The organism is Bordetella ansorpii, assembly GCF_900078705.1.
Lineage (GTDB): Bacteria > Pseudomonadota > Gammaproteobacteria > Burkholderiales > Burkholderiaceae_B > Bordetella > Bordetella ansorpii_A.
Genome location: NZ_FKIF01000003.1, coordinates 120,052 through 133,635 on the forward strand (window position 1 = coordinate 120,052; position 13,584 = coordinate 133,635).

Genomic DNA, 13,584 nt, shown 5'->3' on the forward strand with positions numbered 1-13,584 from the left:
TTCTGTAACCTTGAATTTCCATGTAGCCATGGGGCCATGCACACGAACGGTCCCTCCGCTGCCGTATCTCGCCAAGCCCGAGCTCGCGATAGCAGTGACCCGGGCCGGATACATATCCGGCCCGGTTGTCAGGCGTCCTGCAGACTGGGAATTACTTCCAGAACGTTGCCACCGTCGACTGGTAATTCGGCGGCAAGCTGGTTTGCCCGCTGGCCGGTGGCGTCATTCCCGCCATGGCGGATACCAGTTCCTGAACGCGGCCTTCGAGCAGTTCACGGCCTTGGCCGTCGTAGATACTGCCGATCCGGCCGCTGGCACTGAACCAATCCTGCACGGTCAGGTAGTCGTTCGTGCCGATCACCTTGATCTGCAGGTCGTTGTCGGCCTGACTGAACCACAGTTGGTCGTAACCGACATCGGTACCGAAATGCACGGTATTGACGTCGCCGCTCACCGGCGTTTCAACGATGACATCCATGCCGTCTCCCCGATTGAAGAGATAGTCATCCGAGCCATCGCCCCCCATCAGCAGGTCATTGCCATTACCCCCGCCGAGCTGATTGGCGTCATCATTGCCCGTCAGCACATCGTTGAAGTCGCCACCAGCCAGATTGCGGATACCGATGAGGGTGTCGCTTTGCGTAAAAGAAGCCGTCTGCAGAGCGAGCGCGATCTGCGCGTCGTCCATGTCATGCGTACCCACGTCGGCCAGACTGGCGACAACGTCTCCAGTGGCATAGGCGTACGACACCGTATCGGCACCGCCGCCGCCTAGAATCAGGTCATAGCCCAAACCAGCATAAATTAGGTTATCCGCAGAGTTGCCCTTCATGCTGGCACGCCCGACGAAAGAGGAAATGATGCGTCCATTTTCGATATTGCTGCCCAGCGTATAGCGGCTCAGGGAAGAGTTGACCTGGTCGATCCCCTCGTTGGCTGCTTCAACGACGACATCACCGAGATCATCGACGACATACGTATCACTGCCAGCGCCGCCGATCAGGGTATCAGCCCCCTTGCCTCCATCCAGGATGTTGTTGCCGGCGTTACCACGCAAGGTATCGTTGAAGTTGCTACCCGTCAGGTTCTCGACTCCGATCAGCGCATCCGAGCCCGAACCGCCCGTGGCCTGTGCCGCCGTCGTCATCAAAGAGACGGTCACGCTCGATGCGGCTGCCTCGTAAGACACCGTATCGTTGCCCGCCCCCGCATCGATGATGTTGTTGCCGGCTCCGGAATACATCACGTTGTTCAGCGCATTTCCCGTGGCAGTGGTGTTGCCGACGGTCCAGATGTACAGATTCTCTATGTTGTCCTGCAGCGTATAGCTGGCCAAAGACGCGTAGACCGTATCCGTGCCTTCGCCGGCACGCTCGATGACGACATCATCCACGTTGTCTACATAGTACGTATCGTCACCAAATCCACCCGCCATCCGGTCGGCGCCCAGCCCGCCGTTCAGCACGTTCGAGAACCCATTACCGGTCAGCGTGTCGTTGAAACGACTGCCCTCCAGATGCTCGATACTCAACAGCGTATCGGTGCCCGAGCCCCCCGTGTTCTGCGCCAAGGTGGTGAACAAGCTGACCGTAACCGCACTGGAGGCATTGGTGTACGACACGGTGTCATATCCAGAGCCGCCGTTGATGACGTTATTACCCGCCCCCGCGTAGATCAGATTGGCCAAGGTGTTGCCCACCATATTGGCCGAACCGCTGGACATGATGCGGCCGTTCTCGACATTGGTGCCCAGGGTGTAGCTGGCGAGATAGGAATGAACCATGTCCGTGCCGCCATTGGCAGCCTCGGTCACTACGTCGCCAGCGTTGTCGACGACATAGATGTCGTCTCCGGTACCTCCCACCATGATATCGGCGCCAACACCGCCATCCAGCTCATCGTTACCCGCTCCGCCGGTCAAGGTATTGTTGCCGTCATTGCCGGTCAGCACGTCATCGTAGTCGCTGCCTTCCAGGGACTCGATGCTGATCAGCGTGTCGGCGCCAGATCCTCCTGTCGCCTGGGCGCCAGCAACAGCCAAGCTCACCGCCACACCCGCAACGGAATACTTGTAGGACACCGTGTCGTTACCATCCATTCCGTCCAGCACGTTGTTGCCCTGGCCCGCGTAGATCGTATTGGCCAGCTCGTTACCCGTCATGCTCGCGATACCCGAGTACATGATGCGGCCGTTCTCGACGTTGCTGGTCAAGGTGTACCAGCTAGCCGCCGAGTACACGAAATCGATACCTTCGTTGGCGGCCTCGATCACGATGTCGTCGAGACCGCTTACGTAATAGGTGTCATTGCCCTTGCCACCGCGCATCGTGTCCAGGCCACGTCCACCATTCAGGATGTTGTCCGCATCGGTACCCGTCAACGTATCGTCGAAATCACTTCCTGTCAGATTCTCGAAGCCCAGCACGGTGTCGGTACCCGATCCGCCAGTGGCCTGCGCGGCGGTGGTCGCCAGACTGACCGTCACGCCAGACTTGGCGTACTGATACGACAGGGTGTCGTTGCCCGCCTCGCCATCCATGACATTGTCGCCGTCACCGGCGTAGATCACGTTGGCCAGGGAGTTACCGGTGGCATTGGCATTCGCGCTGGTCAGGATACGCAGATTCTCCACTTGGCTGAATCGCATGTTGATGCCGTTCAGCGAATAGGACGCGGCGGTGGAATAGATGGTGTCCACTCCTGCGTCGGTGTACTCAGTGACAATATCGCCCGCCTCGTCCACGTAGTACAAGTCGTCTCCAACGCCACCTGCCATGAAGTCAGCGCCGGCGCCGCCATCCAGCACATTGTTCCCCGCGTTGCCGTTGAGCACGTCGAGAAAACGGGAGCCGATGACGGAATTGATGCCGACAAAGGTGTCGAAGCCAGAGCTGCTCGTATTCTGAGTTCCGCTATTGGCCAGGAAGATCGACACACTGCCCGCCGAGTACTCGTACGACACCGTATCCGAGCCACCGCCGCCCACGAATACGTTATCTCCCGCCCCTGCGTAGAACACGTTATCCAGGTCGTTCCCGGTCATGTTTGCAGCGCCCGTGGCAAGGATGCGGCCATTCTCGATATTGGCGCCCAGCGTATAACTCGCGGAATACGAATCGACGCGGTCGATGCCGCCATCGGCATCTTCAACAACGACATCGCCAGCATCGTCGACGACATAAATATCGTCGCCGCTGCCGCCCATCAAGGTATCCGCGCCCTTGCCGCCGTCCAGCACGTCATTGCCCGCGCCGCCCGTCAAGACATTGCTGCCATCATTGCCGGTCAGAACGTCGTCGTAGTCGCTGCCTTCGATGGCTTCGATGTTGGTCAACGTATCGCTGCCGGAACCCCCTGTTGCCTGAGCGCCAGCAAGCGCAAGACTGACCGTCACCGCTGCGTTGGAGTACTTGTACGAGACGGTATCGTCCCCCCCCGCACCGTCCAGGACGTTGTTGCCCTGGCCCGCATACAGGATGTTGGCCAATCCATTGCCAGCCATGTTCGCCGCACCAGCGGACGTGACGCGCCCATTCTCCACATTGGCGCTCAACGTGTAGGCAGTGAGCGATGACAAGATGAGATCGGTACCTTCCCCCGCATTCTCGATCACGCTGTCGCCGGCGCTGTTCACGTAGTAGGTGTCGTCGCCCTTGCCGCCGCGCATCGTATCCGCACCGCCGCCTCCATTGATGATGTTGTCACCATCGTTTCCAGTCAGCGTGTCATTGAAATCGCTGCCACTCAGGTTCTCGAAGCCACGCAGCGTGTCGGTGCCTGACCCGCCTGTAGCCTGAGCCCCTGTGCTGGCCAGGCTGACTGTCACGGCGGATGCGGCGAACTGAAACGACACCGTATCGTTGCCGCCCCCCCCATCGATGACATTGTTGCCGTTGCCCGCGTAGATCGCGTTATCCAGGCCATTGCCCGTGGCGTTGGCATTGGAACTCGTCCAGATGCGCAGGTTCTCGACGTTATTTGACAACGTATAGGACACTGATCTGGAGTAGACAATGTCTACCCCCTCATCCTCATGCTCGATGATGATATCGCCGGGATTGTCGACGTAGTACAGATCGTCGCCCGCGCCTCCCGCCATCGTATCCACACCGGCGCCACCGTCCAGACGATTGCTGCCTGCGTTTCCTGACAAAGTGTCGTTGTAGTTGCTACCCGTCAGCCAGTCGATGTTGACCAGCGTATCGATACCCGAGCCGCTTGTATTCTGTGCCGCGCTCGTCGTCAGTGAGACCTGGACCGACGACTTGGCATAGAGATAGGAGACGGTATCCGTGCCGCCGCCGCCGACGATGCCATTGTTCCCATCGCCCGCATATATCAAGTTGGACAGGCTGTTGCCGCGCATGTCCGCGGCGCCCGTCGCCATGATGCGGCCATTCTCGACATTGGCGGCCAAGGTATATGCCGACAGGAAGGAATCGACCTGATCAATGCCCGCGCCAGCAGCCTCGATAACCGTGTCACCCGCGTCATCCACGATGTACCGGTCATCGCCCGCGCCGCCGGACATCTGGTCGGCCCCCTTGCCGCCGTCGATCACGTTGGCGTCAGCATTGCCGGCAAGAATATCGTTGTGGGCGCTGCCGGTCAGGTTCTCGATGTTCAGGATCGTATCGAGACCCGCATTGCCGGTATTCTGCGCGGTGGTCGTCGCCAGGCTGACATTGACAGCACCTGTGATGAACTCGTAGGACACGGTATCGTTGCCGCCCGCACCATCCAGCACGTTGGTGCCTGTTCCGGAATGCAAGGTATTGTCCAGCGCGTTGCCTGTGGCATTGGCGACATTCGCCGCGATGATGCGCAGGACCTCGACGTTGTCTGCCAGCGTGTACGAAGCCGCCGACGAATAGACGGTATCGCGGCCCTCTCCCGCCTTTTCGACGACAACATCGTCTGCGGAATCGACGTAATAAGTGTCGTCGCCCGCGCCACCGATCATGGTGTCCACGCCCGCCCCGCCGTTCAGGACGTTACTGCCGGCATTGCCAGTCAGCGTGTCGGCGTATCGGCTACCCGTCAGGCGCTCGATGCTTACCAGGGTGTCCCAGCCGGAACCGCCGGTGTTCTGACGTCCCGCGGTAGCCAGGCTGACGCTTACACCAGCGGAGGCATAAGTGTAGGCCACCGTATCACTGCTGCCCGCGCCGCCATCGAGCACGTTATCGCCATCCCCCGCATAAAGCACATTGTTGATGCTGTTGCCCGTCGCGTTGGCGGCACCGGACGACATGATTCGGATGTTCTCGAGATTGGCACCAAGGGTGTAGGCCATCAGATGAGACTCGACCAGATCCGTCCCCTCATTGGACCGCTCAATGACGATGTCGCCGATATCGTCCACGACATACGTGTCATTACCCGTACCGCCTGCCATCGTGTCCGCACCGAGCCCGCCATCCAATCGATTGCCCGCAGCATTACCTGCCAGGGTATCGTCGAAATCGGTACCGATCACATTCTCGATATTCAGCAAGGTATCCGTGCCGGACCCCACCGTGTTTTGTGCGGTCGCCAATGCGAGGTTGACGTTCACCCCGGCCGCCGCGTAGCGGTAAGACACGGTATCGGTACCCACACCGCCGTCGATGATGTTATTGCCGGCCCCCGCGTAGATCAGGTTGGCCAACGTATTGCCCGTCATATCAGCCACACCGGAGGACATGATGCGGCCATTCTCGATGTTGGCACCCAACGTGTACGCGGCAAGATGGGAATTGACCTGATCGGTCCCCTGGGCCGCCAACTCGGTCACCACATCTCCCGCGTTGTCGACTACATAGACATCGTCTCCGGCGCCGCCAGACATCGTATCCAAGCCAGCGCCGCCATCGAGCAGGTCATTACCAGCGCCGCCGGACAAGGTATTGTTGCCGCTGTTGCCGATCAGCTCGTTGTCCAGACCGTTTCCGCTCAGGCTCAGGTTCGCCGAACCGATCAGCACGGCGTTCTCGACCTGCCCGCCACCCAGCGCAGCCAGATTCACACTGATGCTGGTCATCATGCTGTCCACGCCACCACCGGCCAACTCGATGACGGTATCGCCGCTATTGTCGATCCAGTAGGTATCGTCGCCCACGCCACCATTCATCGCATCGGCGCCCTCCCCACCGTCCAGAATGTCGTTACCGGCTCCTCCATTCAGTACATTGGCCAGGGCATTGCCCACCAGCGTATTGTCCGAGGAATTGCCCGTCAACGATGTCGCGCTACCGAGCAGGTAGCCAGCTTCGACGTTTGCCGCCAACGTCAGGTTCACCGAGGTGTAAATACTGTCGAAGCCCGCATCCGCGGCTTCGCTGACGATGTCTCCCGCCGAGTCGACGAAATAATGGTCGTTGCCCAGCCCGCCTTGCATGACATCGTTGCCGCCGGCACCGTCCAGCACGTTGTTGCCGGCATTGCCCACCAACACGTTGGCCAGTTCGTTGCCCGTCGCGTTGATGCTGTTGGCTCCCGTCAGCGTCAGATTTTCGACATTCTGGCCCAGCGTCCAGGACACGGACGAACGCACCAGATCGACACCTTCACCAGCAAGCTCGATGACGTGGTCAAGCTGATCATCAACCACATAAATATCGTCATCTGCGCCCCCAACCAACTCGTCGGCCTGCGCACCGCCGTCCAGTACGTTCGCGCCACTGTTGCCGACAAGACGGTTGCGCTGGGCGTTGCCTGTCGCGTTGATGTTGCCCGCACCGGTCAGGACCAGGGCCTCTACATCAGCGCCCAGGGTATAGCTGACGTCGGAACGAACCGTGTCATAGCCACCGCCAGGCAGTTCGAAAACGATGTCACCGACGTTATCGACGATATAGGTATCGTCACCGGTACGACCCGTCATGACGTCCGCGCCGGCACGACCGTCGATTGTGTTGGCGCCAGCGTCGCCGACCAGCGTGTCATTGTCTTCGGTACCGATCACTTCACCGGGAGTCGTATTGGCAAAGACGAAATGCTCCGGGCGCAGCTGGGTACTGCTCACGCCGTAAAGCGTCAGATTGAGGGACCGTTCCCCGTTGGTGGCCAATACCTGCGCCAGCACGATTCCATTGACCGAGAACGACTGAATACGCAGGTCCGCGAAACCTTTCAGCCATTCCAGGGCTGTCAGATCGATTGTTTCGCCGACCTCGCTGACATTGAAATCCGCAATCAGATTACTGGCATGCACGGTCGAGCCGTCAACGGAGAGGCCGAGACTGCCGCCTCCATTGGATAGCACCTTGAAGCGGTCCGCCCCGGCACCACCCACCCGGGTTCCCAAGTACGCGGGAGAGCCGTCGGCAACCATGCCGACATCGCCATCAAACGTCACGATGTCATTGCCAGCGCCCCCGTCCAGGTAGTCCAGACCCGACCCTCCGACGAGGTAATCATTACCTCCCTCTCCACGCAGTTGGTCGTCGCCACTGCCTCCCGACAGAATGTCATCACCATCCTTGCCGTACAACTGATCATTGCCAGCGCCACCCTCCAACCAATCCGCGCCATTTGGCGTGGTGCTGCTATCGCCGAACAAAATGTCGTTACCGTTACCACCGTCCATCAGATCGTCCCGCGAATACGAGGAAGCAATGTCATTGCCTCCCAGCAGGAACGAGCTCATCACTGGACGAACATCAGTGACATTGACGTTTTCACTGCCGGCGGTTCCGACTGCATAGTACGGATTCACCCAGCGATCTACATAGGCCCCAAGCAGGCTGGCGTTGGTGATGAACGCGAAATTTTGTTCCGAAAGAGCAGACACCGTCGTATTTTTCACGATCAGCTTCTGCCCCTGCTTCAGATCAATATGTACATCGGCATTTGACTGAGTCAATACCAATGCAGAGAAATCCGGAACCTCCTCGACTCCCACCAGTACGAGCTTCTCTATTCCAGATGCCACATCGAAGTCAGTAACGATGTCGGTGCTACCGGCATCGCGGCGAATGATGAACAGATCGGCGTCAGCGCCGCCGGTCAACGTGTCGTTACCTTGGCCGCCGTCCAGATAGTCGAAACCACCACCGCCCGTCAGTCCATCATTCCCACGTCCGCCCCGCAAAACATTGGAAGCGCTGTTGCCGGTCAGCGTATCGTTGCCGTCGCCGCCCATGGCCACTTCGATGGCGCCCGAGATCGTCAAGCTCCGACCGGCAATCGTGCTGGTGACGCCCGCGTTCAGGTTGATGACGCTATTGCCCGTGACCGCACTGGCATTGATGACATCTCGACCGCCATCGCTATCGGACAGCGTCGCCCGCGCAGTTCCGGGCGCTGTTTTGAACTCATCGGTGTAGACATAGACATCGTCGGCGCTATCGTTGGCACCGTACAAGTCCAGCTTCCAGTCCTTCAACGTACCCGTCTGGCCCGACGCCGCGTCTGTCACCTGAAGCGTCCAGGTACCACCGCTGTCTTCACCTCGCACGTGAGTCGTATTGAAACTGAACGACATGGTACCCGAGGTCGCATCTCCCCGATCACCTGCACCGCTACCAGGGGCCTTCCCCGGACGGTCAACCAACACGCTGCGCGTACCCGACGGAGAAATCAGCGTGATGATCAGGTCCCCCCAATTGGCATGCACCAGATTCACCGTGATCTGGGCGCTTTCCAGGCTGACGCCGCTGGCCATGGTCAGGCCGGTAGACATGGTGGAAGCACCCGAGTTGGACGCATCGGGGATGACGCGATTCAGCGCACCACTTTGTGCAGTGACGACATGCTCATTCCACAACCCGCTCTGCTGAGTCCAGGTTTCCGCCAACCTGACGGCAGCACGAGCGTCGACCTGGCCAAAACCGTAATCGTGGCTGGCGTGCATTCCGCCACCATTCCAGTTTTTGGCGCCGTTATATGCCCAGTCAGTACCATTGGGATCCGTCACGCTGGTAGCTGACATCGCCAGAATTGTCTGAATGTCGCGATATCCCAAGGCAGGATTGGCCTCCAGCATCAGCGCGATTACGCCCGAGACGATAGGAGCCGCGAAACTCGTGCCATGACTGGTGCTATAGGACGATCCAAATGTCGACCCGTTATCCGCAATCAGCTCTCGGCCACTGCTGCCGATGTTGCTGCCGGGAGCGGAAACGAGAATCGATGCGCCGGGATTCGAAAAGGGCTTGCTTCCCAACTGCAAGGTGCCCAAGTCACCCGGCGCGTTGATGGAACCCACGGTGATAACGCCACGATTCGCAGTCAACGCGTTGTAATTCGTATTGGCGCCACTTTGACGATCATTACCTCCTGCCATGACGACAGCGGTGCCCAACCCGTTTCGCCCCTCCAGCAAGGCATCCACGATGCCCGTCTGAATCGTTCCCGGCGGCACGACATTCAGCGAAAAATTGCCTTGGGCACCCCAGGAGTTGTTCACCACATCGTAGTTCTTGAACAGTGCAAGCGCTGCGGTGAGCTCCGCTGTGAGTTGCGGTACTTCCAGCCCCTCTCCCTGGATGTAATGTCCAGCCAGAGTCGCGTCATAGGCAATACCAACGCCTCCCACGCCATTGCGCGCGGCCACCATTACGCCCGCCACCATGGTGGCGTGGTTGCTGAAGTTCTGCGGCACGGCGCTACCGCCCTGACTGTCCAACGTATTCAGCCATTGCAGGTCCGCATTGGCTTGCAGATCAGGATGGCGATAGTCAAAAACTTCCGGGCTGACGGCAAACGGCGCGCCGGGTTCGAACTGGCCGATACGCACTCCCTTGCCCGTGTAATCCAGCCATACCGGCAACACGCCCACCTCTGTCAGATACCACTGTTCGACCGCCAACGGATCGGACGGCAGGTCGGAGGTGTGCAAATAGACAGCGGCCTTCATGGCCTCGGACTGACCCGTGGCGGAATTGATGATCTGGGTGGCGCCCCCCTTCTCGTCCGCAATCCGATACTTGAAACTCATCACACCCGTGAAACTCGGATCAGGCGTGAAAAGGACATCGCCATTGGCCGTCAAGGAGACGGTTCCGCCCTGGGCCTCCAGCACCGCGGTAATGACCAACTGTGAAACATCGCTATCCCAATCGCGATCATTGCCAAGCAGTTGAGCCTTGCTGATCAAATGCTGTCCCGTGCGACTGAGCGGCGCACCTGAGCCACTGGAGGTCAGGACATCCTTGACTGGCAGCGGTGTGCCAATAGTCAAACTGACGTTGCTGACGTCGGAGAACGAGAGCGTCTCGATATCGAGCAGCGTATCCGATCCGTCTCGCCCTTCACGGGTATCGACGACCCGCCACGTCCTGTCATCCAGCTTGGTGATTCGATAATCGGCGTACGATCCGTCGAACTGCGCGGCATCGATTCCTGCCCCGCCATGCAAGACGTCGTCACCTCGACCGCCGATCAGGACATCGTTGCCCTCGCCACCGTCCAGAAAATCGTCTTCCAGACCGCCGTCCAACACATCATCGCCGGTGCCGCCCACCAGCCGATCCCGCCCGCGGTGGCCTCTGAGCAGGTCATTGCCAGCACCTCCGGAAAGATGGTCATCGCCATCTTCACCCGACAACACATCGTTTGCGGCGCCTCCCATCAGCGTATCCGCACCGCCCCCGCCACGCAGGAACACGGACTGCGAACCACCTCCATAAACAAAATCGTCGCCCGCGCCCCCCACAAAGACTTCGGCTTGGGCCCGGGCCATGTCGAACAATACCCCCCTATCCCCCACCACCTGAACGACGTCAATGCCAGCGCCGGCATTGATGTTGGCCGCAAGGTCATCGGCATCGATCAGCAGTACGTCATCGCCATCACCAGCATCGAACGTGTCACTGCCGAGCCCTCCCGACAGCCAGTTTGAACCACTGTTTCCCAACAAAGTATCGTCACCGCCGCCGGCGTAGATATTCTGTACATTCAGCGCGGTAGCGCTCAATTGCTGATTGGTATTGACTTCGCTCACATAGCTGCGAATCACGCTTCCCGACTCGTTCCCTTCGGTCATCAACGTCGTGCCGTTCAGCCCTTTGCTGAACTGCGTGCCATTCGGATTGGCGATGAACCGGACAGCCTGGGCGGTATGCACTGCGCCGTTGCGTGTGAAGCCTCCCGTCGCAAGTACCTCGTTGCCACTATTCACCAAACCGCTTTGCGCGGTGGTCGACAAGTTGATGGAAGAAATACCCAGCTCGGAAAGAATCTTAAGCTCCGAAACCTCTCCTGCATCCTTGATACCATTTCCGTTCGCATCGACAAAAGACAGGCCATCACCGTTGGCGTCGATCCAGACGGCCAACTGCGACCAAGCCGCATCCTGGCTGCTGAAAACACCGTCTTGATTCAAATCCAACGCACGCAGCGCGGCGAAGCCATCCGAGTAAGGTTTCGTACCGGCGGAGCCACCGGTCCCGGCAACGCCGTTGTAGTACTCGCTCAGTGTTTCCTGGATGCCATTGATCCGTCCGTCACCATTCAGGTCATGGACGAGCATGCCATCGGTCTGGGCCTCCGCCGCAGCAACCCAACCGGTATGCTCACGGCTGCCGCCGTCATTGTCGATATCGAACAAGGCCGTACTATCCGCAAAGCTGGATAGTTTCACGCCATCGCCATTCAGGTCGAGAATGATCGGATCAGCAGGGATGAACTTGTTCCCAATGCCATAGTTCGTCAGGATGCTGGCGCCGCTCGCAACCTGAGCGGTGATCTCGTCAATGCTTTGAAATCGAGTCAACGCATCGGTGACCCGCTGTATGTCCAGCGCAAGGCTGTCAGTATTGGAGACGTTCATGGCACCAGGCCTGAAACCACCGGTGCCGGTTGCGCCGATCAATGCCGCGGCATAGCCAGTCCCTTGATTCAGGATGGCCGGATTCATCGTGGCTACGTAAGAACCGCTGGAATCGAAAATGCCGTTGGTGTTGGGTGCGTCCGTCGCATAGGCAACAGGATTGGACGCTGGTGTCGGGCTGGTGGATGTCTGAAGATTGACAGTGTTCTGGACAGTAGCGGGAGGCAACCCGTAGATATCCTGCCCGGGGAGAATGAAGTTTGGATCAGCCAGATGCGAATTTGCCTGAAGCAGCGCATCGAAACTCCAGCCATTCTCCTGGGCGATAGACCACAGAGAATCTCCGGCCTTCACGACATACAGGTGCTCTCCTATAACAGAAATAGGCTCCAGCATAGGGGCGCTGTTATAAAGATTCTTGTACGTCCCATCCGACACATCGAAGACCAAGCTGGAGTGCGGAGTCAAGTGCAATGGCGGCAGGTCCATCGCATCCGCCAAGCTGCCAGTCTCTGACCGGATCCCGGGAGTCTTCTTGAGACTCATCTGGAAAAAATCACCGACAGCAGTGGTAAACCACTGCCCCTCGGAAGTCTTGGACATGGAGCTCTCCCATGAATCCTTGGCCGCATCACCGACCACGATTCCAAGGCCTATTCCGACGCCAGCACCAACGACCTTTGAGATGGACGAGGGGACACGTGCGACCGTGAGCACACCGGCGGTGCCCGCGCCCATCAGGGGCGTTACGAGAGCTCCCACCCCAGCACCAATAATTTCACCAACGACTTTTTCCGGGTTTCCCGCACGGATCTCTATAGTTATCTTCACGATATCACCAGCCTTCCCGGTGGCTATCTTGACAGGCTTGATCGACAGATAGCTTATAGGGATACCTAACTTAGCCGATAATCCCGCGACGTCATCCCCAGCAGCCTTGAAGCCCGCTACTAATTCTTTTTCCGCAACGGAGAGGATATCCTCGCTCAGCTTGGTTCCCAATGCCACCACAAAATCCAGCGTGAACGACTGCACTGTCGTACTAACCATCTACTTCTCCTCGCTCTTCCTAACGGAAAAGCAGACATATATATTCAATAGACCAACAATCAAGAACAACGAAGAAACGGCTGAAAGCAGGATGATCAGCGAGATCGAGAAAAATGAGGGGGACAGCATGACACCGGATTGCCAGGTCACCCCAGAGGCGCCGCGCGTATAGAAATAAACAGGGAAGATGAACCAGGAGAGGATCTGGACCATTCCTATCGCGAAGGTCTTGGCTCGGCCTGGAGAAGATCCGTTCTCAGGGTTTCGAATGGATTCAATCAAGCTGGCCCGGGCGGAAGGAATCGCAAGCCCCACATAGACATGCCAGGCTGACACAACAAAAAAGAAAAGGGCTGCGTATATCAGGGCCACCTGAAATGGCGCAGGCTCAACACCGCTGACTCCGGATACTGCCTCCATCTGCGCAACGGCCTTGACGAAGCCTGAGATGACACGGATCGTGTCCTTGACGCCAGGAAGATCCTTGATCAGCCAGCCCAGTAGAATCGATAGAAATCCTGTTAGGACATACGCGACAAAACCCACGTACATATACTTGAGTTGCTTCCAAGCCTCTTTCACTGCCAATTCCATGCAACAGGGGTGGAGATATGCCAATGGCGCAGCGAATGGCAGAACCCCGACAAACCACCATTCTGTGCAAAAAGTGACCTCAAGGTACTTTTTGACACAAAAATGATACATCGAAAGCTGAACGAAAGAATTAATTTATCGTGACAGCCGCTTTTCACCGAAGAATTGCTCCTCCGGCATGGCGG

General features: G+C 58.4%; 2 protein-coding genes. Both read right to left on the minus strand.

All coding sequences use genetic code 11. From position 1 onward, the window contains the following. Positions 1–151: 151 nt before the first annotated feature. Entirely contained in the window at positions 152–12,805 is a 12,654-nt protein-coding gene (locus A6745_RS29535; RefSeq protein ID WP_082852986.1) for a proprotein convertase P-domain-containing protein, read from the minus strand. After that, positions 12,806–13,387, minus strand: a complete 582-nt coding sequence (locus tag A6745_RS09200) for a hypothetical protein (RefSeq protein WP_066126114.1) — start codon at positions 13,385–13,387, stop codon at positions 12,806–12,808. Between the last annotated feature and the right edge of the window lie 197 nt (positions 13,388–13,584).